The organism is Ideonella azotifigens (genome assembly GCF_021043325.1).
Taxonomy (GTDB): domain Bacteria; phylum Pseudomonadota; class Gammaproteobacteria; order Burkholderiales; family Burkholderiaceae_C; genus Ideonella; species Ideonella azotifigens.
Genome location: NZ_JAJNKD010000005.1, coordinates 342682 through 368918, shown reverse-complemented (window position 1 = coordinate 368918; position 26237 = coordinate 342682). Strand labels below are relative to the sequence as shown.

Annotated in this window: 24 protein-coding genes; 6 read left to right on the top strand and 18 right to left on the bottom strand. The window is 67.9% G+C overall.

Going from position 1 to position 26237, the window contains the following annotated elements; genetic code table 11:
* Positions 1-51: 51 nt before the first annotated feature.
* From LRH25_RS14355 to LRH25_RS14290, 14 genes are all read right to left on the bottom strand, one after another.
* On the bottom strand, positions 52-495 hold the full coding sequence (locus tag LRH25_RS14355; RefSeq protein ID WP_310742426.1) for a helix-turn-helix domain-containing protein: 444 nt from the start codon (positions 493-495) through the stop codon (positions 52-54).
* 67 nt (positions 496-562) lie between these two features.
* Entirely contained in the window at positions 563-2641 is a 2079-nt protein-coding gene (locus tag LRH25_RS14350; protein ID WP_141288535.1) for an acetate--CoA ligase family protein, read from the bottom strand.
* 7 nt (positions 2642-2648) lie between these two features.
* On the bottom strand, positions 2649-3593 hold the full coding sequence (locus tag LRH25_RS14345) for a Bug family tripartite tricarboxylate transporter substrate binding protein (protein WP_141288536.1): 945 nt from the start codon (positions 3591-3593) through the stop codon (positions 2649-2651).
* A 67-nt stretch (positions 3594-3660) separates the two neighbouring features.
* Positions 3661-5070 carry an aldehyde dehydrogenase family protein gene (locus LRH25_RS14340; protein ID WP_231011416.1) on the bottom strand — a complete coding sequence of 470 codons (1410 nt, stop codon included), beginning with the start codon at positions 5068-5070 and terminating at the stop codon, positions 3661-3663.
* Between the two features lie 410 nt (positions 5071-5480).
* Positions 5481-6644 carry an iron-containing alcohol dehydrogenase family protein gene (locus LRH25_RS14335; protein WP_141288538.1) on the bottom strand — a complete coding sequence of 388 codons (1164 nt, stop codon included), beginning with the start codon at positions 6642-6644 and terminating at the stop codon, positions 5481-5483.
* A 58-nt stretch (positions 6645-6702) separates the two neighbouring features.
* Positions 6703-7632 carry an electron transfer flavoprotein subunit alpha/FixB family protein gene (locus LRH25_RS14330; protein ID WP_231011415.1) on the bottom strand — a complete coding sequence of 310 codons (930 nt, stop codon included), beginning with the start codon at positions 7630-7632 and terminating at the stop codon, positions 6703-6705.
* A gap of 1 nt (position 7633) precedes the next feature.
* Complete coding sequence (locus LRH25_RS14325) at positions 7634-8383, bottom strand: electron transfer flavoprotein subunit beta/FixA family protein (protein ID WP_141286506.1); 750 nt, start codon at positions 8381-8383, stop codon at positions 7634-7636.
* Positions 8384-8426: 43 nt separating this feature from the next.
* Positions 8427-9872 carry an aldehyde dehydrogenase family protein gene (locus LRH25_RS14320; protein ID WP_375142171.1) on the bottom strand — a complete coding sequence of 482 codons (1446 nt, stop codon included), beginning with the start codon at positions 9870-9872 and terminating at the stop codon, positions 8427-8429.
* A 61-nt stretch (positions 9873-9933) separates the two neighbouring features.
* On the bottom strand, positions 9934-10740 hold the full coding sequence (locus LRH25_RS14315; RefSeq protein ID WP_141286502.1) for an enoyl-CoA hydratase/isomerase family protein: 807 nt from the start codon (positions 10738-10740) through the stop codon (positions 9934-9936).
* 10 nt (positions 10741-10750) lie between these two features.
* The gene (locus tag LRH25_RS14310; protein ID WP_231011414.1) at positions 10751-11956 is read right to left on the bottom strand and encodes an acyl-CoA dehydrogenase family protein; all 1206 of its coding nucleotides are present in this window, start codon (positions 11954-11956) and stop codon (positions 10751-10753) included.
* Positions 11957-11994: 38 nt separating this feature from the next.
* Complete coding sequence (locus LRH25_RS14305; RefSeq protein ID WP_141286498.1) at positions 11995-12465, bottom strand: MaoC/PaaZ C-terminal domain-containing protein; 471 nt, start codon at positions 12463-12465, stop codon at positions 11995-11997.
* Positions 12466-12475: 10 nt separating this feature from the next.
* Entirely contained in the window at positions 12476-13642 is a 1167-nt protein-coding gene (locus LRH25_RS14300; protein ID WP_141286496.1) for a thiolase C-terminal domain-containing protein, read from the bottom strand.
* Complete coding sequence (locus tag LRH25_RS14295) at positions 13639-14148, bottom strand: Zn-ribbon domain-containing OB-fold protein (RefSeq protein ID WP_231011412.1); 510 nt, start codon at positions 14146-14148, stop codon at positions 13639-13641. The genes LRH25_RS14300 and LRH25_RS14295 overlap by 4 nt, the downstream gene beginning before the upstream one ends.
* Entirely contained in the window at positions 14145-15923 is a 1779-nt protein-coding gene (locus tag LRH25_RS14290) for a thiamine pyrophosphate-binding protein (protein WP_231011411.1), read from the bottom strand. Before LRH25_RS14290 ends, LRH25_RS14295 begins: the two co-directional genes overlap by 4 nt.
* A 50-nt stretch (positions 15924-15973) precedes the next feature.
* Here LRH25_RS14290 and LRH25_RS14285 point away from each other — a divergent pair, with 50 nt between their 5' ends.
* Positions 15974-16738: a DUF2889 domain-containing protein gene (locus tag LRH25_RS14285; RefSeq protein ID WP_231011410.1), complete on the top strand. Its 765-nt coding sequence runs from the start codon at positions 15974-15976 to the stop codon at positions 16736-16738.
* Between the two features lie 33 nt (positions 16739-16771).
* Here the strand turns inward: LRH25_RS14285 and LRH25_RS14280 are convergent, their stop codons facing one another.
* Both LRH25_RS14280 and LRH25_RS14275 read right to left on the bottom strand, forming a co-directional pair.
* Positions 16772-16915 (bottom strand): tripartite tricarboxylate transporter substrate-binding protein, encoded by a 144-nt coding sequence (locus LRH25_RS14280; protein WP_170200786.1) that lies wholly within the window; start codon positions 16913-16915, stop codon positions 16772-16774.
* Between the two features lie 212 nt (positions 16916-17127).
* Positions 17128-18300, bottom strand: coding sequence for an MFS transporter (locus LRH25_RS14275; RefSeq protein ID WP_231011409.1), 1173 nt, complete (start codon positions 18298-18300; stop codon positions 17128-17130).
* A 216-nt stretch (positions 18301-18516) separates the two neighbouring features.
* Here LRH25_RS14275 and LRH25_RS14270 point away from each other — a divergent pair, with 216 nt between their 5' ends.
* The 4 genes from LRH25_RS14270 (at position 18517) to LRH25_RS14255 (ending at position 23637) form a co-directional block, all read left to right on the top strand.
* Entirely contained in the window at positions 18517-19485 is a 969-nt protein-coding gene (locus tag LRH25_RS14270) for a Bug family tripartite tricarboxylate transporter substrate binding protein (RefSeq protein ID WP_141286490.1), read from the top strand.
* 31 nt (positions 19486-19516) lie between these two features.
* Entirely contained in the window at positions 19517-20587 is a 1071-nt protein-coding gene (locus LRH25_RS14265; RefSeq protein ID WP_141286488.1) for a zinc-binding dehydrogenase, read from the top strand.
* Positions 20572-21771: an arabinose transporter gene (locus LRH25_RS14260; RefSeq protein ID WP_231011407.1), complete on the top strand. Its 1200-nt coding sequence runs from the start codon at positions 20572-20574 to the stop codon at positions 21769-21771. The genes LRH25_RS14265 and LRH25_RS14260 overlap by 16 nt, the downstream gene beginning before the upstream one ends.
* 132 nt (positions 21772-21903) lie before the next feature.
* Positions 21904-23637, top strand: coding sequence for an FAD-dependent oxidoreductase (locus tag LRH25_RS14255; RefSeq protein ID WP_231011405.1), 1734 nt, complete (start codon positions 21904-21906; stop codon positions 23635-23637).
* Between the two features lie 75 nt (positions 23638-23712).
* On the opposite strand, the gene LRH25_RS14250 is transcribed toward LRH25_RS14255, so the two are convergent.
* The gene (locus LRH25_RS14250; protein WP_231011403.1) at positions 23713-24603 is read right to left on the bottom strand and encodes an SDR family NAD(P)-dependent oxidoreductase; all 891 of its coding nucleotides are present in this window, start codon (positions 24601-24603) and stop codon (positions 23713-23715) included.
* 68 nt (positions 24604-24671) lie between these two features.
* Between LRH25_RS14250 and LRH25_RS14245 the strand changes: the two genes are divergently transcribed.
* On the top strand, positions 24672-25445 hold the full coding sequence (locus LRH25_RS14245) for an SDR family oxidoreductase (protein ID WP_141286352.1): 774 nt from the start codon (positions 24672-24674) through the stop codon (positions 25443-25445).
* 19 nt (positions 25446-25464) lie between these two features.
* On the opposite strand, the gene LRH25_RS14240 is transcribed toward LRH25_RS14245, so the two are convergent.
* A complete protein-coding gene (locus LRH25_RS14240; protein WP_211361320.1) occupies positions 25465-26205 on the bottom strand; it encodes an IclR family transcriptional regulator in 741 nt (246 codons plus the stop codon).
* Between the last annotated feature and the right edge of the window lie 32 nt (positions 26206-26237).

Below are 26237 nucleotides of genomic sequence, written 5' to 3'. Positions count from 1 at the left end.
AACGTAGGATCCCCAACCGCCATCACGACATCAGTGAAGGCTCAACGAGCCTCACACACAGAAATTAGGACAGACCCGCTTCTCGACGAACTTCGGATCGCGCGAGATCTTGAAGCCGTGAACGACGTGCGGCTTCAAGCCATGCGCTTGCCAATGTCGCATGACGGTGCTGGCGCTGACCCCCAGCACTTCGCCCATCTTGCGGGTGCTCCAGTGAGTGGCCGCAGGCGGTGTGGTTTGGGTGGTCAGCTCCACCAGCTTGGCGGAATCCACCTTCACCGGCGGAGCACCGCGCGGCAGGTCGCGTTTGATGCCTTCGAGCCCCAACTCCAGATAGCGCTCGCGCCAGCGCGCCACCTGCACGCGACCGATCCCCAATTGCTCGGCAATGTCCTTGTTCCGCAGGCCTTGCGCCGCCAGCAGCACGATGCGCGCGCGCTGCGCCAGCCTGACGCTGGTGAGCTTGGAACGCGCAGCTTCGTCGCCCTCAATCACCTGACCGCGGCCATCCTCGCATTCCGCAAGTTGCCGTTGGGTGTCAACATCGTTGACGGATAGGTTCCTAGCGGGCTACCACCAACGCATCCACGGCCCGCAGTCCCTGGCCCTGTGCACCGACGATCAGCGGATTGATCTCGAACTCGCGGATATCCGACGCCGCCATGAATTGGTCGCCGAATGCGACCGCGGCATTCACCAGCGCATCCACATCGGCCGCCGGCTTGCCCCGGAAGCCCTGCAGCAGGGTCCACAGCTTGAGCTTGTGCAGTGCCGCGCGCACCTGCGCGGAAGTCACGGGCAGCGCGAGGTGGGCAACGTCGCGGTAGAGCTCGATCGCGACGCCGCCGGTCCCCAGGGAGATGATGGGGCCGAAGTCGGTTTCCCTCAGGCAGGACAGCACCACCTCGACGCCCTCGCCGACCATCTCCTGCACCAGAATGCGGGCGCCAGGCCTGCCCAGCCTGGCTCGGAACTCCGCCGCCAGCAGGTCCACCTCGTCGAACGATCCCACCCGCAAACGCACCAGGCCGAGTTCGGTCTTGTGCTCGGCCTCGGAAGGCAGGACCTTGACCACCAGCGGAAGGGCCATGTCGGCACAGGCCTGCGCCGCTCGGTCGCCAGCGCGCAACACCGTCCAGCGGGCCGGGGTGATGCCGCCGTCCTCGCAGAACCGCATCGTGCGGTTCCAGTCTGAAGGGGCTGCACGCGGCAGCAGCGCCACCCGCTCGCGTACCTCGGGCAGCGCCCGGTACCGCATGCGCCGGTAGAGCCACGACAGCGCCTGCATGGTGGTCGACGGATCGGCAGCCAGCAGCACACCGGCTTCGCGGAACGCCCGCCGGGTCTCCGGCGCCATGGTCTCGCCGACGAAGCTGACGATCACCGGAAGCTGGCTGCCCAGGGCCTTGAACACCGCTGCATCTTCTTGCAGATACCTCCTGCCGCTGCTGGCGTACTGCACGACGATGGCTTCGGTACGGGGATCGTCCGCGATCGCATGGCAGGTGTCGCGGAACAGGTTCGCCACGGTATTGATCTGCCCGGTCAGGTCAATCGGGTTGGCCTTGCGCGCGAAGTCGGGCAGCAGGGCTTCAAGTCGCACCGTGGTGGCGTCGCCAAACTCGGTCAATGGGACACCGCAATGGCTGCTGTGGTCGGCCAGCAGCGCGCCAGCGCCGCCTGACGAGCTCAGCACCGAAATGCCGCCCTTCGGATCGCCGCTCGCCCGCGGAGCGCGCATGAACGACAGCACCTCGACCGCCAGCAACAGGTCAACCAGGCTGTCCACCGACATGACCCCCGCCTGCTCCAGTACGTCCGCATAGACCGAATGAGAGGACGCAATCTTGCCGGTGTGGGAGGCCGTGGCCTGCTGGCCCATCGCCGATCGGCCGGCCTTCAGCACGACGATCTGCACGTCGCGCCGGCGCGCCTTCTGCGCGATGCCGAGCATGCGGTGGGCGTCGTTCAAGCCCTCGATGTAGAGCGCCACGACCCGCACGTCGTCCTGGTCCACCACCCAGTCGAGCACTTCCAGCGCGTCCAGGCAGGTCTCGTTGCCAACGCTGACCATGTACGAGCAGCCGATGCCATTGCGCTGCATCGCATTGCCGATGGCACCGGCCAGGGCGCCGCTCTGGCTGACCACGGCGATCGGCGCATGCTGGACCGCATCCAGGTTCTGCAGAGCCGGGCTGTAGGTCAGCATGCTCTTGTTGCGAACCGACCAGACGCCCTGGCAGTTCGGCCCCATCACGGTCACGTGGCAGCGGGCGGCTGCCTCCACCAATCGGGCGGCGTGGACCTTGCCAGCCTCAGTCTCCTCGAAGCCGGCACTGAAGACGATCGCATGGCGAATGCCCTTCACGCCACACTGCGCGACGATGTCCGGCACCGTGTGGGCGGGGGTGATGAGGAGTGCCACGTCGGGCGTCTCGGGCAATTCGGCCACCGACTTGAAGGTTGCCAGCCCTTCAACCTCGGCATGGGTCGGGCTGACCGGGTAGACGCGGCCTTCGAAGCCATGCTTGAGCAGTACTTTGACAATCGCGTTGCGGGGGGAGCCAGCCTGCGGCGAGGCGCCCACGATGGCCACGCTGCGCGGGCGGAAGAAACGTTCGAGAGAGTAGATGTCGCTCATCGGGGCCTCAGTTTGAGCCGTCCATGGTGAGTTTGCGCTCGGCCACCACCCGCTTGAGCAGCGCAAACTCGCTGTTGATCTCCGCCGTGTATTGCTCGTGCGAGCCGGTGATCACCATCGCGCCGCTCCTCTCGATCTGCTGCCGGACCGCCGGCTCCTCCAGCGCGGCGCGCACCGCTTCATTGATCTTGCGTACCAGTTCCGGAGGCATGCCCTTGGGACCGACGATGCCGAAGGCGGACATGCGGTTCATTGGGGCCAGCCCGACCTCGGCAAAGGTCGGCACGTCCGGGAAGTCGCTCAAACGCTCGGGCGATGCGACCACCAGCGGCACCAACTTGCCAGCCTTGATGAATGGCAGCGCCGAAGGCAGCGCATCCATCACAACCTGGACCTGGCCCGCTACCGCATCGTTCAGGGCCGGTGCCGCACCACGGTAGGGAATGTGGGTGATGAACACGCCGGTCAGGCTCTTGAAGGTTTCCATCTGCAGGTGGCTGATTCCGCCCATGCCCGATGAGGCATAGGCGTAGCTGGCGGGCTTGCGCTTCAACTCCGCCAAGAAGCCGGCATAGTCTTTGGCCGGGAAGCTGGGATTGACGGCAATGACTGTGGGCGTCGCAGCAACGTCGATGATGGCGGTGAGGTCGGCAGGACCGTAGGGCGCCTTGGTGCTGATGGCCGGATTGGCAGCCGTCGTAGATGGCGTGGCCATGGCCAAAGAGTAGCCATCGGGTGGCGACCGGAGAACCTCGTTGGTGGCAGTCACGCCGCCGCCGCCAGGGCGGTTCTCGATGATCACGGTCTGCCCGAGCTTGCGGCCCATCGAGGGGGCGATCACCCGCGCCACCACATCGGTTGAACCGCCTGGTGCGAAGGGAACGACCAGACGGATCGGCTTGTTCGGATAGGCCTGGGCCAGGGCGGCCGAACTCGTGGCCAGCAAGCCCATGGCCACGACCGTTTGCCTGAGATATTTCACTGCTCGTCCCCCGCTGCACTGTCTGCAACTCAGTGGTTCAGTTCAGGTTGATGTAGACGGCCTTGCGCTGCAGGAAGCTTTCGACATGCTCGGTACTCCCCTTCCAGCCGTAGCCACTGGCCTTGCAGCCACCGAAGCCCACAGTCGGATCGACCATGCCGTAGCAGTTCACCCAGACCGTGCCTGAGCGGATGCCTTGCGAGACTCGATGTGCAGTGCTCAGATCGCGGGTCCAGACGCCGCCGGCCAGACCAAACTCCGAGTCATTGGCCATCTTCAGCACCTCGTCCACCGTGTCGAAGGGGATCACCGAGATCACAGGGCCGAAGATCTCTTCCCGTGCGATTGCCATGGTGTTGGCCACGTCCGAGAAAACCGTGGGCTCGACGAAGTACCCATTGGCCAGCTCGTTACCCAGGCGCGCGCCCCCGGCGGCAAGCACCGCGCCCTCTTCGCTGCCGATCTTCACGTAGCCCATCACCCGGTCGAGCTGGCGCGCCGAGATGAGCGGGCCGAGGTCGACGTCCGGCTGCAGCCCGTTCCCCACCTTGAGTCCGGCGCTGAAATGCCGCAGCCGCTCGACGAACTCTTCCTGCACCCGGCGCTGCACGAACAGCCGGGTACCGGAATAGCAGATCTGGCCGCTGTTGGAGAACACGCCCATGGCGGCACCGGGCACCGCGATGTCGAGGTCTGCATCGGCGAAGACAATGTCCGGGGACTTGCCGCCGAGTTCGAGCTGAAGACGCTTCAGGTTGCCGGCCGAGGCCGCGACAATCTTCCTCCCGGTCTCCGTCGAGCCGGTGAACGAGATCTTGTCCACGCCAGGATGCGCCGCCAGCGCGGAACCCGCCTCGCTGCCGTAGCCGGTGACGATGTTCATGACGCCGTCTGGCACACCCGCCTGGGCCATGATCTCGGCGAAGCGCAGCACCGACAGCGAGGCGTCCTCGGCCGGCTTCAGTACGCAGGTGCAGCCCGTGGCCAGCGTCGGCCCGAGGATCCACCACTGGCCACCGAGCGGCCCGTTCCACGGAATGATGCCGCCCACGACACCCAGCGGGGTCTTGTGGGTCAGAGCCATCACCTCTCCGGGCAGCGAATGGCTGGACGTGGTCGTCGTCGCCGCGCCGGTGCACGAAGCGAAGTGCAGGATGGTCTGAGAGATCCACTGCACAGTCGAACGAGTGCGCGAGAGCGGCGCGCCCATGTCCATGGTCTCGAGCACCGCAAGCTCTTCGGCGTGCGCCAGCAGCAGATCGTTGATGCGCAGCAGCAGGCGCTGCCGCTCGATCGGCTTCCAGCGGCTCCAGGGGCCCTCGAAAGCGGCACGGGCTGCTGCGACTGCGCGGTCAATGTCCACCGGGCCACCGCGCGCCAACCGACCGATGACGGTGCCATCGGCCGGGTTGAAGGTATCGAAGGCCTCACCGGAAGCGGCGGGCACCCATTGGCCGCCGATGAGCAGCTGCTTGGTGGAGCCCAGGAAGGCTGGGCGCTCGTGGACTGTGGCTGCAGAAGTTTGCATGGTCTTTCGGTTCAGCGGAAAGGCCGATCCGGGTTGTCTCGGCCGGTCGACAAAAAGGTCAATGGAAGCAGTGCCCGCCGTCGCCAACCTGCACAGGCGCCACCAGCACCGGCCTCACTTTGGCCCCAGGCCAGTGAGCACCTTGAGCACGCCGGACTCCCGTGTCAGGACGGCAGATGCCGAGGCTGCTGTCGATCACGACAACGAAGCGTGCCGCGATGGGGATCGACACGGCATGTTCCGCGTGTCGCCAGCCGATGTCGAGTCGCCTTTTATGGCAGCCGAGGTAAGTTCGGCTAACTCACCGCGGCACGCTGCAGCAAACCCAGTCACCAAGCCGCTTCGAGCACTTCCAGCAGCGTCTGCACGTCCTTCACCGGCCGTGCATTGCGGCTCACGAACCAGTCGGCCATGGCGGCATCGGCAAGCGGCGCCAGGTCGTCGTGCAGCACGCCGATGTCCCGCAGACGACGCGGCAGGTCGACACGCGCGAGCAGCACCTGGACGCGGCCGATCGCCGAGGTGTCGGCCGACGGCTCGGCATCAAGCTCGGCCAGCGCCTGCCGGATGGACGGCGAGCGCTGCGCGGTGACCGGTGCGTTGAAGCGCATGGTGTGCGGCAGCACGATCGCATTGACGACGCCGTTCGCCACATGCGAGCGCTGGCCGATGGCATGCGCAAGCACCGAGGCCAGGCCAGTGCCACCCTGCTCGGTGCCGCGGCCGCAGAGCAGCGCGGCCACCACCAGCGTTTCCCGTGCTTCGCTGGCGTGCGGGCCATCGAAGGCCGTCAGGCCCCGCTGCACCAGCCGCAGCGCCTGCATCAACAGGGCCTCGGAGACCGGATCGCACTGCGGCGATTCAAGCGCTTCCACGGCATTTGCCAGGGCGTTCAGCGCCGCACTCTGCACGAGTGCGTCTGGCGCCGTCTGCAGGAAGCCGGGATGGACGAAGACCGCCCGTGCTCGCGTCTTGGGGTCGAACAGCGCGAGCCGCTTGCCCTGGGCATCGTGCACCGCGGTGCCGGCCTTGACGAAGGCGGTGCTGGGCGTGGTGGGCACCACGAACAGCGGCAGCTTCTGCGCATTCAGGCGCGGGCTCTCGAACCTGCCATCGGCCATGCGGCGGGTGCAGAGTTCCGCCAGTGGCCGCCGCTCGCCGTTCAGGATGGCCGCGGCGCGCGCGGTCACCGCCGCGGAGCCACCGCCGACCGCGACGATGGCATCGGCGCCGAGTTGCTCGAAGAGGCTTGCCGCTTCCTCGATACCTGCCACGGGGCTGTGCTCCCTGGCCGATGGGCAGACGCCGGCCACGAGCGGCCCCAGTGTCTCGCGAAGCATCTGCAGCTCGGTGCTGCGCGCAATGGTCCGGCCGCAGATGATCACCGCACGACGGGAGCCGGCGCGTTCGAGTTCCCGCCGCAGCGCCAGCAGGCTCTCGCTGCCGTGGAACAGCCGCAGTTCGGCGGAGACGTGCTGGTACGAAAGGGTCATGGCATGCGCCTCGGTTCAGGCCGTTCGCTCACGGCTGGCGCTCGCGGCGCCCGCCGTGTCACAGCGCATCGGTCAGCTCGGGAACGGCGACGAACAGGTCGGCGACCAGGCCGTAGTCCGCGACGCCGAAGATCGGCGCCTCCGCATCCTTGTTGATCGCCACGATGACTTTGGCATCCTTCATGCCAGCCAAGTGCTGGATCGCGCCGCTGATGCCGCAGGCGACATACAGCTGGGGGGCCACGATCTTGCCGGTTTGGCCTACCTGCCAGTCGTTCGGCGCATAGCCCGCGTCGACCGCCGCGCGGCTCGCACCCAGGGCGGCGCCCAGCTTGTCGGCGAGTGGCGTCAGCACCTCGGCGAACTGCTCGCTGCTGCCGAGCGCACGGCCGCCGGAGACGATGATGCGGGCCGCCGTCAGCTCGGGCCGGTCCAGCTTGACGAGCTGCGCCTCGACGAAGGCGCTGAGGCCGCTGTCGGCCACGGCATCGATCCGCTCGATCGCCGCGCTGCCGCCCTCGGGCGCCGGGTCGAAGGCGGTGCCGCGCACGGTGACCACCTTCACCGCGTCGCGGCTCTGCACGGTGGCGACCGCATTGCCCGCATAGATGGGCCGCTCGAACGTGTCCGGCGCAACGATGCCGATGGCGTCGCTGATCTGCGCCACATCGAGCAACGCCGCCACCCGCGGCGCGATGTTCTTGCCGCAAGCCGTCGCCGAGAACAGCAGGTGGCTGTAGCCACCCGCCAACTGCAGCACCTGCGCGGCGATGTTCTCTGCCAGTTGCGCGGCCAGGCTGGGACCGTCGGCCTGCAGCACCCGGCTCACGCCCTGCAGCCGCGCCGCGGCCTGCGCGACACCATCGACATCGCTGCCGGCGACGAGCACATGGACCTCGGCACCGATGCGGCCGGCCGCGGTGACGGTGTTGAGGGTGGCGCCCTTGAGGCTGCCCCGCTCGTGTTCGGCGATCACCAGCACCTTCATCTCAGACCACCTTCGCTTCGTTCTTGAGCTTGGCCACCAGCGCAGCCACGTCGGGCACCTTGACGCCCGCGCCGCGCCGCGGCGGCTCGGACACGTTCAGCGTTCGGATGCGCGGCGCCACGTCGACGCCGAGTTCGGCCGCCGTGAGCACCTGCAGCGGCTTTTTCTTGGCCTTCATGATGTTGGGCAGGGTGACGTAGCGCGGCTCGTTCAGGCGCAGGTCGGTGGTGACCACCGCGGGCAGTCGCAGCCGCAAGGTCTCAAAGCCGCCGTCGACCTCGCGGGTGACCAGCAGCGCGTTGTCGCTCACTTCGACCTTGGAGGCAAAGGTTCCCTGCGGCATGCCGGCCAGCGCGGCGAGCATCTGGCCGGTCTGGTTGCAGTCGTCGTCGATGGCCTGCTTGCCGAGGATCACCAGGCCGGGCTGCTCGCGGTCGACGATCGCCTTGAGCAGCTTGGCCACGGCCAGTGGCTGCAGTTCTTCTGCCGTCTCGACCAGCAGGCCACGGTCTGCGCCGATGGCCATGGCCGTGCGCAGCACATCCTGGCTGGCTGCCGTGCCGCACGACACCACGACCACCTCGCTGGCCGAGCCCGCCTCCTTGAGGCGTACCGCGGCCTCGACGGCGATCTCGTCGAAGGGGTTCATCGACATCTTCACGTTCGCGACATCCATGCCGCTGCCGTCGGACTTCACCCGGACCTTCACGTTGTAGTCCACCACCCGCTTGATAGCCACCAACACCTTCATCGACTGCCTCTCCGTTTCGCCATGTTCGCTGTTACCAGCAGCTTCAAACCGTCCAGCTCACCATGCGCATCTCGCACATTTCGTGGACCGCATACTTCGGGCCCTCACGACCGAAGCCCGAGTCCTTGCTGCCGCCATAAGGCATCAGGTCGACCCGCGAGCTCGAGGTTTCGTTGATGTGCACGCCGCCCACCTGGAGCCGGCGCACCGCCTTCATCGCGTCGTCCAGCCGGTTGGTGAACACGCCGGTGGCCAGGCCGAACGGCGTCGAGTTGACCCGCACGATGGCCTCGTCGATGTGGTCGAAGGACTCCAGGCTCATGACCGGACCGAAGACCTCCTGGCAGCTGACTTCACAGTCCCGCGCAACATCCGCCAGCAGCGTCGGCGGCACCACCGCGCCCTGGCGCGGGCCGCCGGCGATCAATCGCGCTCCCTGGCCCACGGCATGCTGGATCCATCGGTCTATCCGCTCGGCAGCGGCCAGGCTGATGACCGGTCCCACCTGAGTGGCAGGATCGCGCGGATCGCCGCTGGCGAGCGCCTGGACCGCCGTCTTCAGTCTCTCCTCCACCTCCGCCATGCGGCTGCGAGCGACCAGCAAGGTCTGGATCGACGTGCAAACCTGGCCTGCCTTGCGGTAGGCAGCGCCGACGATCTTCGGGATCGCCGCATCGAGGTTGGCATCCGCGCACAGCACGGTGAACGCGATGCTGCCGAGTTCCATCTGGGTGCGACGCAGCCCTGCACGGCGCTGGATGTCGCGCCCCACCTCGGTGCTGCCGGTGAAGGCGAAGAAGCGGATGACGGGCTCGTCGATCAGCCAGTGCGCCACTTGCGCGCCGCCGTGCAACACCGACACCATGCCCTTGGGCAGGCCCGCTTCGATCAAGGCGGCGGCGATCATGACGGCGCTGCGAGGCGTGCTGCTCGAAGGCTTGACGATCACGGCATTGCCGGCCGCCAGCGCCGGGGCAACCTTGTGGGCCACCGTGTTGACCGGCGCATTGAAGGGCGTGATGGCGCAGACCACGCCGAGCGGCACCGGGATGGTGAAGCCGAAGCGGCCGGCCGCCTGTGGCGCGCCCTCGAGCGGAACCATCTCGCCGGTCAGGCGTCGGGCTTCCTCGGCCGAGAGCCGGAAGGTTTGGACGCAGCGCCGCAACTCGCCCTGCGCATCGGCCAGCGGAAATCCCGCCTCGGTCTGGATGACATCGACGAAACGTGCGCTGTCGCGCTCGATCAGGTCGGCCGCGCGGTCGAGAATGGCGCCGCGGTCATGGGCATTGAGCTCGGACCGCTCGAATGCGGCCTGCGCGGCGGCCGCGGCCTGCTGCACCTGCTGCTGCGAGGCAACGTGCATGCGGGCACAAGGTGCCAGCGAGTACTTGTCCAGCACCTCGACGAACTCGGTGCCGTCCTGCCACTGGCCGTCGATCAACAGGCGGACGTCGGAGAGCTTCGACGATCGGTCATGCATGGTCATCATCCTGGGTAAATGTGCGCCCGGCGTGCGGGACGCCTGTGGCAGTTCATAAGCCAAAGACGGCTCAGGTGCCGGTAAAATTCGCATCCCGGCGGGCGGCCGAAGCCTCCACGCCTTCCTTGTAGTCCTGGGTCTCACGCAGCCAGTTCTGTTCGAATGACTCCCGCTCGGTGGCGGCGCGGAAAGCCAGGAGCAGCTCGGCGTTCAGCGCCTCGCGGGTCGCCTGGACCGAGAGCGGCGCCGCCTTGGCCAGTTCCCGGGCCATCTCGATGGCGACCGGCCGGACCTCGTCCTGCGGCACCAGGCGGTCGGCCAGGCCGATGGCATGTGCCTCCTCGCCGGTGATGCGCTTGCCGGTCAGCATCAGCCAGCGCGCCTGCTGGTGACCGACGAGCCGGGGCAGCGTGACCGTCAGCCCGAACCCCGGAAAGAACCCGATGGCGGTGAAGTTGGCGGAGAAGCGGGCTTCCTTGCAGGTGACGCGGAAGTCCGGGAAGACCGCAAGGCCGAGCCCGGCGCCAATCGCGGCACCGTGCACCGCGGCGACGATGGGCTTGCGCGTCGCCATCAGGCGACGCGCCTCCTTGTACGGATGGCGCTTGGCGGGCACGAACTTCTCGCCGCGGGCCTCGGTCTCCAGCCGCTGCTTCAAGTTGCCGCCGGCGCAGAAGTGCTTGCCCGCCGCCGCCAGCACCACGCTGCGGCACTGTGGATCGCGGTCCAGGGCCTCCAGCGCGGTGGCCAGATTGCCAAGCAGGTCGACATCGACGAAATTGTTCGGCGGGCGTTGCAGCTCGACGATCGCGACATGGCCGTCCATCGAGACGCCGATGTCGTCGAGAACCAGGCCCGATTCCAGCGTGTGGCTCATGATTCGAGCCTCACTGCTTGGCGATGTCCGTCTGGCGGACATCGCGCAGGTTGGTCTTGCCGTGGTGCCGGTCGGCCGGCTTGTAGCCCAGCGCGTCCTCGGCAATGATGATTTTCTGGATGTTGGCCGAGCCTTCGCCGTTGTAGAGCATGTCGGCGTAGACCCGCATCCAGGACACACGGTACTCGCGCGCCAGGCCGTAGCCGCCGAAGATCTGCTGGGCCTTGTCGGCGCACATCTTGGCGGTCTGCGAGGCGTGGTACTTGGCAATCGACGCGATACGGTTGGACGGCATGTCGTTGTCCATGCTGAAGGCGGCGCGATAGACCAAGCCGCGGCTGGCCTCGATCGCCGTCGCCATCTCGGCGATTGAATCCTGGATCATCTGGAAGCGGCCGATGGGCTGCTGGCGCACCGTGCGCTCGTTGGCGTATCGCACCGCCTCCTCGAAGCATGCCTGGGCCAGGCCGAGGCACTTGGCCGCCACGTTGAGCCGCCCGGGCTGCAAGGCCCGCATGACGATCTTGAAGCCGTCGCCCTCGGCACCCAGCCGGTTCTCCACAGGCACCACGAAGTCGTCGAGAAAGACGATGTTGGTGCGGAAGGCCTTGGACATGCCCAGCAGGTCGACCGGCTTGGCGGTGAAGCCGGGGTACTTCTTCGGCTCGACGATGAATGCGGTGGCACCCTTGGCACCCGCATCGCGGTCGGTCTTCGCGATCAGGATGCCGACGTCGGTCTCGTTGGCGATCGAGGCCCACATCTTCTCGCCCTTGATGCGGTAGACGTCGCCGTCGCGCCGGGCGAAGGTTTTCATCGCGCCGGCGGCGTCCGAGCCGCTGCCCGACTCGGACAGCGACATCATGCCGATGGTCTTGCCGGCCAGCAGGTTGGGCACGTACTTCTCGACCTGTTCCGGCGTGCCCGCCATGTAGATGCAGGTCGGGCAGGTACCGCCCTGCTGGTTGTTGCACGAGGTGAACCGCACTTCCTGGCGCGACATTTCCTCGATGATCACCGCGGCGGCCATGTAGCCCATGTCGCTGCCGCCGACCGATTCGGGGAAGACGGCGCCGTACAGGCCGGCCGCGCCGGCCCGCGCAACCAGCTCACGCGGAAACTCGCCGCGCTTCTCGAAATCCTCCATCACCGGGACGACTTCGTTGGCCATGAAGCGGGCGACCATGTCGCGCACGGCTTCGATTTCGGGAGGCATCGTGAAATTCATTGTTTGTCCTTGGGTTCGTCGGGAACTCAGTCCCGTGGGCGGCGTCGGTACATCAACGTCGTCTTCATCGTCTGCACCACCGTGCCGTCCTGCTTGACGATGCGGCGGTCGAAGGCCACCACGCCGCGGTCGGGCTTGCTGGTCTCCTTCTTCTCGGCGACCCGCGCCACCAAGTGGACGGTGTCGCCGTGCTTGACGGGGCTCACCAGGCGCCACTCGTCGACGCCGAGCAAGGCCAGGATGGTTCCGTCGTTGACGCCGGCGGCATGCCACAGGCCGCCGGCCACCGCATAGACCAGCGGGCCATGGGCGATGGGCTCGCCGAAGGGCGTGCGCTTGCAGTACTCGAAGTTGGTGTGGATCTCGTTGAAGTCGCCCGAGATGCAGGCGAAGTTGACGATGTCTGTGCTGGTGATGGTGCGGGCCGGTGTCACGATCTCCTCGCCCACGGCGAAGTCCTCGAAGTAGCGGCCGCGGGGATGCTCGGGTGTGCTCATGGTCGTTCTCTCAAGATCTGTCATTGGCGAGGACCATCGTGCAATGCGACGACAGGATCCCGCCCTCGTTGTGCACCAGCGCCGCAGTGGCGCCATCGACCTGGCGCGCGCCGAGGCCGCCGCGCAGTTGCCGGACCACCTCCACGATGCCGAGGATCGCGCCTGCGGCACCGGCATGGGCATGCGAAAGCATGCCGCCGTTGGTGTTGACGGGCAGCTTGCCGCCGACGCGGGCATGGCCCTCTGCAAAGAACGCACCGCCCTCGCCAGGCCCGCAGAATCCGAGCTCCTCCAGCTCGATGATCGGCACGATGGTGAAGCAGTCGTAAAGCTGCGCCAGGTCCATGTCGCCGGGGCCGAGACCGGCCATGCGGTAGGCGCTGCGGCCCGACTCCTGTGCGCCGAAGTGGTTGAGATCGGGCGCGCACATCACGTGCTCATGGGTGTGCATCTCGCCGATGCCGAGCAGGTAGGCCGGCTTGTGCGGCAGGTCTCGCGCCCGTTCGGCCGAGGTCACCACGAAGGCGCCGGCGGCGTCGGAGATGATGCAGCAGTCGAGCATGCGCAGCGGGTCGGCGATCGGCTTGGAGGCCAGCACTTCGTCGATCGTGAGCGCCGTCTTCATCTGCGCATGCGGATGCAGCAGCGCATGCGCGCGGGTGTTGACCGCGACGCTGGCGAGTTGCTCGCGCGTGGTGCCGTGCGCGTGCATGTGGCGCTGGGCGACCATGCCGTAGAAGCTCGGGATGGACGCGCCATAGGGCTTCTCGAACTGCGGATGGCCCACGTTGGCGAGCACGGCGATCGCCGCCTCGCGCCCGAGGCCGGTAGCCCGGTTCTCGCCGGCGCACACCAGCACCGTCTCTGCGGTGCCGGCGGCAATGGCCTGCGCAGCGTGGCGCAGCATGATGCCGGGGCTCGCCCCACCAGCCACCATGGAGGCGCACATGCGCGGGCGCAGGCCCATGTATTCGCACAACGAGGCGCCGAGCATGGTGTAGTGCTCGGTGAACGAGTAGGCGGTCAGCAGGCCGTCGATGTCGGACGGACGAAGACCGGCGTCGTTCAGTGCGCGTTTGCAGGCCTGCGCATTCAGGCCCAGGCCCGACAGGTGCGGCACCTTGCCGATGTCGGACTCGCCGACGCCGACGATGGCGACCTTGTTGCGCAAGCTCATGCCGCGCTCCCGCCGGACTGGCCGGCCACCCGGGTGAACTGCGGGATCTGCATCCCGGCTTCGCCCCGGCGTTCGAACACCACCCGCACCCGGTCGCCGATCACGCTCTCCAGCGCTCCGGGGCCGACGATGTTGGCGTACATGCGCGGCCCCTCTTCCAGAGCGACGAGCGCTGTCACGTAGGGCGTGATGGCCGCGAAATCCGGGGTCGGCGCGCGGTGCACGATGCTCAGGCTGTAGACCGTGCCGAAGCCGCTGCAATCGATCCACTCAAGCGCGTCCGACCAGCATACCGGGCACTGGCCGCGGGGCATGAAATGGCGCTCGCCGCAGGCGAGGCATTGCCGCACCGTCAACCGGCCTTCGCGGGCTGCGGCCCAGTAGGCGCGCGAGTCGGCGTTAGGCTCGGGAACGGGCAAGGGGATGGACGTGGACATGGTGTTCGACGGCGTCAGGGCCTGCGGCGCACTCAGGGATCCGACCTTGGAATGCTCGTCTGCGCTCATGCCACCCACGGCTTGCCGAAGGCCGGTTCCTTGAACGGCGTCGGCGGCAGTTGCCAGGTGCCGGTCGAAGGCGGACGGACGTCACCGTCGATGTGCACGTCGATGACGCAAGGGCGGCGGTTCCGCAGCGCCGCGGCAACCGCGTCGCCCAGGTCCTCGCTGCGGGTAACCGTCATGCCGTCGGCACCGCAGGCACGCGCCCAGGCGGCGAAGTCGGGGTTGTAGCGTTCGCCGCCCGGGCCCTGCTTGCCCTTGTAGAAGGCGGTGCCGTGTTCGCGGCCGCCGAACATGCCGTGCTGGATGTCGCGGATGGCGCCCCAGGCGAAGTTGTTCCAAACGATCCAGACGCAGGGCAGTTCGTATTCCACCGCGGTGCAAACGACGTAAGGCGTCATGGTGAAGCCGCCATCGCCGACCACGGCCACGCAGGGCCGGTCGGGGGCCGCGAGCTGGGCACCCAGCACACCGCAGACGCCGAAGCCCATTGAGGAGTAGCCCCAGCTGTTGAGCATGCTCTGCGGCCGGCGCGGCTTCCAGAACTGCATGAACCAGTTGTGATGCACGCCCGAGTCGAGCGAAAGGATCACGTCGTCAGGCAGCACCTTCTGCAAGGTGTCGACGACGTACTCCGGCCGGATCGGCGTGGTGATGGCCGAGAAGTTGGGCCGAACGAAGCGCTCCCATTCCGCATGCCAGCCGGCGACCTGCTCACGCCAGCCGGCATAGGTGCCGGCGTCGAACAGCGAGGCTTCGTCGATGGCCGCCAGCAGCTGCTCGCAGAACACCTTGCAGTCGGCCACGATGCCCACGGTGGGCGGGTAGTTACGGCCGAGCTCCTGCGGATCGATGTCGACATGCACCAGCCGGGTCTTCGGGAAGTTCCACGAATAGCCCGGCTGCCAGCTCGACGACGAGCGGTCGTCGAAGCGGGTGCCGACGGTGATGATCAGGTCGGCATGCCGGCCCGCCTGGTTGGCCGGGTAGGCCCCGTTGCGGCCGATGAAGCCCAGGGTCTGCACATCGTCGGCCGGCACGCAGCCCATGCCGTTCGGCGAGGTGATCACCGGCAAGCCGAGCCGACGGGACAGCGCTGTGAGCGCCGGTCCGGCCTCGGACAGCGTGACCCCATGGCCGATGAAGAACACGGGCTGGCGGGCCGCCTTGAGCAGTTCGACCACCTTCCCCAAGTCCTCGGCGGAGGCGGCCGGCCGCTGCGCACCCATCACCTGAGAAGGCGGCGGCACCTCGACGTCAGCCTCTTCCTGGTAGAGGTTGTAGGGCACGTCCAGGTTCACCGGACCGGGTCGGCCGCTCACCATGGTGTCGAAGGCCTGCCGCAGGGCCAGCGGCAGCATGTCCACCCGCGAGGGCTGGAAACTGCGCTTGACCACCGGCCGCAGCACAGACGGGAAGTCGGCCTGGTTGTGCTTGTAGAGCTCCTGGAACGGCGCCCGGTTCATCTGCGATGTCGGCACGTTCGAGGTGATGGCCAGGAAGGCTGACGAGTCCGAAAGCGCCGTCGCCAGTGACATCACCATGTTGGCCGAACCCGGCCCGGTCGAGGTCAGCGTGGCCACCGGCTGGTGCCTGACACGGAAGTAGGCGTCCGCCATGTGGCCCGCGCACTGCTCGTGGCGCGGCGACACCAGGTTCACCTTGTCGCGCACGTCGTAGAGGGCGTCGAGCATGCCCACGTTGCCGTGGCCGCAGATGCCGAACACGTAGGGCACCTTCTGCTGCACCAAGTACTGCGCGATGACTTCGCTGCCTTTCATGACCATGCCTGCTTTCGCTGTTCTGTGTTGTGCGTCGGCTCGATTGGCGGATGCCTTCCGAGGACGATGGACTGTGCCGAGCGGGATTGGGCGTGTCCATTCACTTCTTCTTATTCGTGGAGCCGGTCTGGCTTACCAGCGGCGCTCTCGGGTCAGCAGCGCTTACCGTCAAGCAAAAGAAAGTCGACTCGACCGGCGCCGCGGCGGGCGCAACAATGCACGGCAACGGCCCCGTGCGCCTGTCCCCTCCAGTCGAGCCTGTAATGCCACTGACCCTGCCTGCCCCGCGCCGTGAAGTGCATCACCGCGCCATCGACATGCGCGCCTTCGCACGCGACGACGGCCTGTTCGACGTCGAGGCACGGCTCGTCGACCGCAAGCCCTTTCCCTTCCTGCGCGCCAGCTCGCCGGAGCCGGTGCCTGCGGGCGATCCGCTGCACGACCTCTGGGTGCGCATCACGCTGGACAGCGAGTTCGTCGTGCGCGACATCGAGGCGTCGTCCGATGCCACGCCGTGGCGTCTGTGCCGGGAAGCCGAAGGAACGCTCAAAGTCCTGATCGGCGAGAAGGTGGCCCGCGGCTGGTCGGCCAAGGTCAAGGAGCGGCTGCGCGGCGCCGCCGGTTGCACCCATTTGATGGAGATGCTGGTGACGCTGGGCACGACGGCGCTGCAGGGCATCCGCGGCGCTGATCCGGAACGGGCGCTCGCAGCGCCGTGGAAGATGGACAGCTGCTACGCATATGGCCGCGAGCGCGCCGTGGCGAAGATCCTCTGGCCCGAGCAGGCGGGCCCGGCCGCCACCGACGCACCCTGAACGCGCGCGCCGGCGACAGCGCTCGACGCTGCCCTACTCCTTCGGGAGCCGCTTCTTGAAGGTGGGCACGTTCGGCAGCACCTGCAGCCGCTCCGGCGAGGTCACGGCCAATGCCTTCATCTTGCCGGCGGCGATCTGGCCGCCGCTGCTGATGTAGGCATCGAAGAGGAAGGACAAGCTCGGCTTGCTGGGAAGGACGCTGGCGCCGCGAAACCGGGCGAACACAGCGCGAGGCCGAGACACACCAGGCGACGGCGTTGAATTGGGGGGCATGATCGGTACTGCGGCTCCAGGCGCCGTCCTGACTGGAGATGCCAGGCAGTATCTGTACGCCCCTCGGGCCGGTCCGGTCGCGTATTCTGGGTCCTCGGATGAGCGACGCTGACGCATCAAGGCGGCGGCATGCGGCGCAGGTCGAACGCGACCCGTACGCCGACCAGCAGCGACGCAGCCATGATCCAGAAGACGCCGGCCGCCCCGACGATGCCCCCGGCCGCACCGGCCATGAGCGGCATCGAGATGCTGGAGGCATTGATCATCATCATGCGCAGTGCGATCACCTGTCCGTGCCGGTGCGGCGGTGTGATCTGGTGCAGCAGGCTCATGACCATGGGTTGCACGCCGCCGATCGTCATGCCCATCAGCATGGAGCAGGCGCCCATCGCCAGCGCGGTGCGCATCAAGGGATACACCGCCAGCAGCACGCAGGCCGCGGTGAGCGCGCTCGCCATGAGCACCCACTCCCGAAAGTGCCGGCCGAGCCATGGCACCAGCAGGCGCACGGCCGCCGCCGCGATGGCGAACGAGGCGAGAATGCTGCCGATCGCCGAAGCATTCAGCCCGCGCGCATGTCCGAGCAGCGGCACCATGACGCCATGGATGTCCCAGGTGGCCGACACGAAGCCGTTCATCAGCAGCACGCTGCGCACGGCCGGATCGCGCCACAGGCCCTCGCCACCGGCGCCGGACCGGGACGGCCCGGCGGATGCCGGCAAAGCCGTGGCACCGCGCAGGAAGGCCCAGCTCACCACGGGCCCCACGCCCAGCAAGAGGAACGCGGCCCGGTAGCCTAGCGCGTCGATCACCAAGCCCGCCGCGAAGGGGCCGAGGAAGTTCGCTGCCGCCGGCGTGAAAGAGAGCCAGGAGAACACCCGCCTCAGCTCGTCCGCGCCGTGCGCGATCTGCCCCGCGTGGCGCTGCAGGGCAATCACCGCGAGCGCAACGGCACCGCCTTCCAACAGAGCCGTTGCGCACAGTCCCGGGTAGGTCGGCCAGGCTGCTGCCACCGCGGCGCCGGCGAAGGCGGCGACCATGCTGATATGCATCGGCCTCTTCAGCCCATGCCGATCCGCCATCCGGCCCGCCGGGATCGAGATGGCGAGCTGGGCCGCGCCGAACAAGGCCAGCAGCAAGCCCACGGCCGCTGCGCCGTGGCCGAGCTGCAGTGCCATCAGCGGCACCGCCATGCGCAGGCCCGACATGCAGGCATGCACGCCGCCCTGACCGCCGACGAGACGGACGATCTCGCGCGAGAGCGACTCGCGGGCGAACGGCGGGCTCACCTGGTGAGCCATGGAGCCCGTTGGGCGGCGAACAAGGACATTGCGAGTTTCACCTGCCCGATTGTCCCAGGCTTCATGGAAAGTTGGACCCGCCCCTTCGGCTAGAAAAAGCAACTGGAACGTCGGCGATCCCGGCGGCACACTCGACCGACGTCGCCTTGAGGGTGCCACTGGCATGCCAGGTGCGGGCGATCGACATCCACAAGAGAGACAACCATGCACAAGCGATCTTTCGTGGCGGCCGCACTCGCGTGCACTGTGGCCGTCGGTGTGCATGGCCAGACCTTCCCCGACAGGCCGGTCAAGGTGCTGCTGCCCTTTCCTGCAGGCACCGGGCCAGACACCATCATGCGGATGGTCGGCGAAAGGCTGGCGCGCGTGTGGGGTCAGCAGGTGGTCATCGAGAACCGGCCCGGCGCCAACGGCTGGCTGGCAATGGAGGCGGCCAAGCGCGCGCCAGCCGATGGCTACACGCTGGTACAGGTCGATGCACCACTGATCGCCGTTGCGCCCCACCTGTGGAAGAAGCTGCCGTACGACCCGATCAAGGACGTCGAGCCGGTGGCGACCCTGTACCGCACCTGGTATTTCGTCGCAGTCGCCGCGGACTCCAAGTGGAACACCGTGGGCGACCTGATCCAGGCGGCGAAGGCTGCGCCCGGAGGCCTGAGCTATGGCTCGTCCGGCGTGGGCGGCAACATCCACCTGGGCGGCGCCATGCTGGAGCAGGCCGCCGGCGTGAAGATGACCCACATTCCCTACAAGGAAACGCCGCAGATCTACATGGCCATCAGCAACGGCGACATCAGCTGGGCCGTGGGCACGGCTTCGACCACGCAGCCGATGCTCAAGGCGCGGAAGATCAAATACCTGGCCATCACAGCGCCCCAGCGCAGCGCCATCTTTCCCGATGTACCGACCGTGGCTGAGTCGCAAGGTCCTGCGCACTACCAGTTGCAGACCTGGGTGTCGATGTACGCCCCTCGCGGCACGCCGCAGCCCATCGTGAACAAGATCAATGCGGACGTCGGTCGGGTGCTGCAGGATCCCGAATTGCGGGCCTACATGGGCAGCGTGGGTTTCGAGATGCTGATCCAGACACCTGCCGAGCTGCAGGACATGGCCCGCAAGGACTCCATGGTCTTCAAGGACATCCTGAAGGACCTGAAGCTGGCCCTGGACTGACAGGCTGCGTCGCCCATCAAGGAGATCATCGATGCTCGGCGTCGTTTTCAAGGGTCATCGCAAGCTCGCGCTGCAGTCATTCGACGACCCCGTTCCCGGGGACGACGACGTGGTGGTCGAGATGAAGGCCTCCGGTTTCTGCGGCAGCGACCTGCACCACTACCGCGGGGCTCCTGGCGCATCGCTGGCGGCCAAGAGTCCGGGCTTCCTGGCCGAACACGGGCTGTCGCCCGAGAGCCCGGTCATCGCGGGTCACGAACCCTGCGGTGTCATCGCCGAACTCGGCCGCAATGTCGACCGGCGCGCCTTTCGCCCGGGCGACCGCGTGATGGTCTATCACTACGATGGTTGCCGCCACTGCGATCCCTGCCGCAACGGCTGGGTCCAGATGTGCGAGCGCGGCTCGACCGTGTTCGGCCATACGGCTCACGGCGGCCATGCGCCGTTCATGCGGGTGCCGGCCCGCTCGCTGATCCACCTGCCCGCCGAAATCGGCTACCGGGCGGGTGCAGCCATCTCGTGCGGCACCGGCACGGCCTTCGGCGCGCTGGAGCGCATGGAGATCAGCGAGCGCGACACGCTCGCTGTCTTCGGCTTGGGGCCGGTCGGCCAGTCGGCGATCCAGCTGGCCCGCGCCATGGGCGCGCGGACCTTCGCGGTCGACGTCTGCAGTGACCGAGTCGAGCGGGCACGCCAGCTCGGCGCCACCCAGGCCGTCAACTCGCGCGAAGCGGATGCGGTGGAAGCCATCCTGCAGTGGACCGCGGGCCGGGGCGCAACGGTGGCCATCGACTGCTCGGGTGTCGCCGCCGCCCGGCTCGCCGCGGTGCGCTGCACTGCCAACTGGGGCCGCATCGCCTTCGTCGGCGTCGGCGGAGAGGTCACGCTCAACGTCTGGTCAGACCTGATGATGAGGCAGCGCAGCATCATCGGCCACTGGACCTTCTCGGACGTCGGCATGGCACGCTGCGTGCGCTTCGTGGCCGACCATGGGATTGACCTTGACCAGCAGTTCAGCAATCGCTGGCAGCTTGCCCAGGCCGAACAGGCCTATCGGCAGTTCGACAGCCAGACCGCAGGCAAAGCGTGCTTCGAATTCTGACCGCCTCGCCCCCGCCCGGTGCCATGGCAGGCGCGCCGCTGCGGCGCATCCTCATGGCGCCGATGGCGCTGGTGTTCATGGTCTTCGCCATGACCGGCCTGGGCATGCCGGTCCTGCCCGTGCATGTCCACCAGACGCTGGGCATGAGCTCCTTCGTGGTCGGGACCGTGGTGGGCAGCCAGTTTGCGGCGGCCCTCGCCTCGCGCCTGTGGTGCGGCCACCTCTGCGACACGCGGGGGCCGCGGGTAGCGCTGCGCGCGGGGCTGCTCGCGGGCTGTCTCTCAGGTGCGGTGTACCTGCTCTCCTTGCCCTTCCATGCGTCGCCCGACGTCGCCGTGGGCGTGCTGCTGCTGGGGCGTGCCCTGCTCGGCGCGGCCGAGAGTTTCGTCATCACCGGCGCCTTGGCGTGGGGCATCGCTGCGGCCCCTGCCAGCCAAACGGGTCGGGTGATCGCATGGATCGGCATCGCGATGTACACGGCCTTCGCGATCGGAGCGCCGATCGGCGTATTGCTCTATGACACGATTGGTTTCTCGGCCATCGGCCTGGCAACGCTGGTGGTGCCGGCCATGGCCCTGCCCTTGCTGCGCCAGGCGCCCCAACGGGCTGGGCCGCCTGGCGCCGCCCGGCCGTCCGGCGGCATGCCAGTCCTGCGCGCAGTCTGGAAGCCGGGGCTCGGCCTGGCACTCAGCAGCCTCGGATTCGCCGCCGTGACGACCTTTGTCGCACTGCTGTTTGCCAGCCGCGGCTGGACACCGGGCTGGGCCGGGTTCACCGCGTTCTCGGCCGCCTTCGTGGCCGCGCGGTTGGTGGGATCGCAGTTGCCCGACCGCTTCGGCGGTGCGCGGGTCGCCGCGTGCGGCATGCTGGTGGAAACAGCCGGGCTGGCCTTGCTGGCCCTGGCGCCTTCGGCCACGGTAGCGCTCCTGGGCTCAGCCCTTACCGGTCTGGGGTATTCGCTGGTGTTTCCGGGCCTGGGGCTGGAGGTCGTGCGCGGTGCACCGAGCGGGCACCGCGCGCTGGCGCTGGGCAGCTACACCGCCTGCCTGGATCTGGCCCTCGCCCTGGCGGGACCGGCCCTGGGGTTGCTGGCCGACCAAGCGGGTTTTGCAGCGGCCTTTGGCGCCAGTGGCGCCGTGGTCCTGCTGGCTGCGGCGGTTGCCCTGCGCCTGGCCCATGACTGATCCGCGCACCGGCCAGGTCCCGCGGCAGGTGGCCGCAGGTCATCCCGATGCCACGCCTTGCCGGCCCCGCCGGCACCAACCCTGCGGGCGCCTGCGCTGCGCAGACCTCGACGACACAATTCAAAGGAAGCCATGCACGACATCATCGTCGTAGGCAGCGGCGCCGCCGGGCTCTCGGCGGCCTGCACGGCAGCTGCGCTGGGCAAGCGCGTGCTGCTGCTCGAGCACAGCGACCGCATCGGCGGGACGACGGCCATCTCGGGTGGCATGGTGTGGATCCCGGACAACCACAAGATGCATCAGGCCGGACTTCCGGACAGCGCCGCTGCGACGCGCGAGTACCTGGATCAGACCGTTCCAGGCTCATCAGACGATCCCCGCATGCAGGCCTTCCTGTCGCGAGGCGACGAGGCCATCCGCTTCCTGGAGGCCCACACTTCGTTGCGCCTGCAACCGGTCAGCCGCTATCCCGACTACTACGCCGACCTGCCGGGCGCCACTGCCGGCGGCAGGGTGCTGGAGCCGGTTTCGTTCGATGGCCGCGCGCTCGGCGCCGACTTCGCGCGACTGCGGGATCCGCTGCCCGAGTTCCTGTTGTTTGGCGGCATGATGGTGAGCCGCGAGGATCTGCCCGTCCTGCGTCGGGTGGGCCGATCCCCGCAGGCGCAGTGGCATGCGCTGAAGCTGCTCGCGCGCTTCATGCTGCAGCGCCTGCAAGCCCACCGCGGCACTTCGCTGGTGCTCGGCAACGCGCTGGCAGCGCGGCTGTTCAAGTCGGCGCTCGACCTGGGCGTCGACATCGCCACCCGCACCTCGGTGATCGGACTGATCGAGACCGACGGCCGCGTGGCGGGCGTGCGCACCGAATTCGACGGCCAGCGCGGAGAGTCTCGCGCCAGCCTCGGCGTCATCCTCGCGACGGGCGGACTGTCCCACGACTCGGCATTGCGCCCACGCTATGTGCCGGCGGCGGCCGGTACGCTGTCGGCGACGGTTCGAAGCGGCGCAGCCCACAGCGGCGCCGCGCTTGCCGCCGGCACCGGCGCACAGCTGACGCCCGCCACCTCGACGATCGACGGCGCCCAGGCCTTCTGGGTGCCGGTGTCCCGATTCCGGCGCTCGGACGGCAGCACGGCACTGTTTCCCCACACGGTCACCGACCGTGCCAAGCCCGGCCTGATCGCGGTGAACCAGACCGGCTGCCGCTTTGTCAACGAGGCGGTCTCGTACCACGAGTTCGTGCGCGCGCAGTTGCGCAGTGCCGATAGCGCCATCCCCGCCTGGCTGATCTGCGACAGCCGGTTCCTCTGGAAATACGGCCTCGGCCGGATCCGGCCCTTCGCCTTGTCGGCCCGTGCCGAGCAACGCAGCGGCTACCTGCACACGGCGCCGACGCTGGAAGCGCTGGCCACCCGGATCGGGGTGCCACCGGCATCATTGGCAGAGACCGTGCGGGCCTTCAATGTCGGCGCGGCGCGCGGTGTCGACACCGCCTTCGGGCGCGGCAGCACCATTTATCAGCGGCACCTGGGCGATGCCGACCAGCAACCCAATCCTTGCGTGGCGCCGCTGGAGCGGCCGCCGTATCACGCCGTTGCCGTGTTCCCTGCGGACCTCGGCATGTCCGCCGGCGTGCGGACTGATCCGTCAGGGCGTGCGCTGGACGAGGCGGGTCGCGCCATCGAGGGCCTGTATGCCTGCGGCAACGACATGCAGTCGGTGATGAACGGTGCCTATCCGGGGCCGGGCATCACCCTGGGGCCTGCGCTCGTCTTCGGCTACCTTGCGGCGCGGAACGCCTGTGGCGCCGAGGCGCCTGCATCCCGCCCGCCAGCGGTGGCCCCCGCGGCGGCCGAGAAGGCGTGAGGCGGCGGGATCCGGACGGCCGTGCCCGGCGGGGCATTGCCTGGCGCGAGGCGGCTGCCTGCGCCCACCCGCCGATCAGGTGCGGTTGAGGATCCGGCCGCCGTCGACCAGGATGCACTCGCCGGTGATGAAGCTGGCTTCGTCCGACGCCAGGAACAGCGCGAGGTTGGCGACGTCCCATCCGGTGCCCTGACGCAGCAGCGGCACCTTGGCGTTGCGCTCGGCGTTGATCTCGTCACGCGACTTGGAGAAACGGCGCGAGCGGGTCTCGACCGCCATGGGCGTGTCGATCAGGCCTGGCAGGATGGCATTGACGCGAATGTTGAACTTGGCGTTCTGCAGTGCCAACTGCTCGGTGAGCGCATTGACGCCTGCCTTGGTGGCCTTGTAGGCCGCATACGGATACAGGCCCACCGCGGCAGCCGAGGAGACATTGACGATCGCGCCCGAACGCTGCTGGCGCATGATCACCAGCGCATGCTTGCAGGTGAACGCGGTGCCGCGCAGGTTGCTGCGGTAGATGTTGTCGAACTGTTCTTCGGTGATGTCCATCAGGTCCGCATCGCCACCGCCGAGGCTCACGCCGACGTTGTTGTGCAGAACGTCGAGCGAGCCCCAGTGCCGATGCGCCTCGGAGATGGCGGCGACGATGTCGGCCTCCTTCTGGATGTCAGCCTTGAAGGCGATGGCATCGCCGCCTTCGCTGCGGATCATCGCGGCGGTCTCTTCGGCGGATTCGATCGATCGGTTCACCGCCAGCACACGCGCGCCTTCGCGGGCGAAGCGGATGGCCGCCGCGCGCCCGTTGCCCAAGCCCTCGCCCGGGCTCTGACCCGCACCGATGACAACGGCGACCTTGCCGTCGAGACGCTTGCTTGCGGTCCAACCGGCCGCCTGATTCGTGGAAGTGCTCATGCCCGAAGCCCCTTGAAAGCTGGTCCTTAACAGAGCTTCGAATGTTATCATCGGTTCCACTGCACACATACAGTTCCACTGAACGGAACCGCAACATCGCCCCCGGAGACAGACCTACCATGAATCTCGGCATCGACGGAAAGCTCGCCCTGGTCACCGCCTCCAGCGGCGGCATGGGTCGCAACATCGCCCGCACCCTGGCCGCGGAGGGCGCCAACGTGCTGCTGTTCGCCCGCACCGCCGAGAAGCTTCAGGCGGTGGCCGAGGAGATCGAGGGCGACTACGGCGTCAAAGCCCATGTCGTGGCGGGCAGCATGCTGGTGGCCGACGACGTGGCGCGCCTCTCAGGCACGCTGGCATCGCTGGGGGGCGCCGACATCATGGTGCTCGTCACCGGCCGCCCACCGAACCCGCTGCGCGACACGCTCAAGGAGACCGAGCCCGAGCGCTGGCAGGAGGCCTACGAGAACCAGTTGCTGAGCGTGGTCCAGGTGGTCAATGCGGTAGCGCCGCAGATGCTCGACAAGGGATGGGGGCGCATCCTGGCGATCACGTCGGCCTCTGCCAAGCAGCCAATGGCCGTGCATGCGCTGTCCACCGTCTTCAGGGCCGGCGTGACGGCCTATCTGAAGGGCCTGGCCAACGAGCTCGGGCCAAAGGGCATCACGGTGAACTGCGTGGCGCCCGCCCTGATCGACACCTCGCACCGCAGCGGCTCGGCCGCCTACACGCCGGCCCAGGCGGAGCGCCGCGTCTCGATGACGCCGCTGCACCGCATGGGCACGCAAGAGGAACTGGCAGGCGTGGTGGCCTTCCTGGCCTCCGCACAGGCGGGTTTTGTCACCGGGTCCACCATTGCGGTGGAGGGCGGCATGATCGGCTCGCTGTTCTAGCCGACGCGCAAAGCCCCGCTCAGCTGGCGACAGGCCCGCCGAAGCGGCGCGAGATGTCGCCGGCGGCTTTTTTCACCAGCTTGGTGAAGGCTTTCTCGTGCATCTGGATGCGCACCGACGGACCGTTGACGGTGATGCAGTAACGCGCCTCACCGTTGGCGTCCCACACGGGTGCCGAAATGGCCGACAGGCCGAGCAGCCGCTCACCGTGCGACACCGCGTAGCCCTGATCCCGGATCTCGCTGAGCTGCGCGCGGATCTCGGCGGACTTGCGCTGGGTGGCCCGTGCGATTGCGGCGAGGGTCGATGACGAGGCGGTTTCCGGCATGAAAGCCAGCAGCGTCTTGGATGCCGAACCGAGCAGCAGCGGGATCTGCTCGCCCGGCTGCATCACGCTGCGCAGTTGCGATGGTGCAGTTGCCACCGAGTCGACGCAGACACGGTTGCCGTCCACCGCCATGTGGATCGCCACCGTCTCCTGGGTCTGCTCGGCCAGGGTCAGCATCGCGGGACGCGCGATGGCGCGGATGTCCAAAGTGTTGCGCACCAGCCCGGCCAGCCGCGTGAAGCGGAACGACAGGCAGTAACGCTGGTCCTCCAGCCGCACCAGGTAGCCGGCCTCTTCAAGGCTGCCAACGATACGGAAGGCGGTGGACTTCGGAAGTTCGATGCTGTCCGCAATCTCCTGCAGCGTCAGCGAAGTCTGGTCGGGGGCGAAGCTTTCGAACACGGCGAGGGTTCGTTCTACCGAGCGCATCATGGGGCGGGATCCTCTCTGGGATGTTGGCCCGC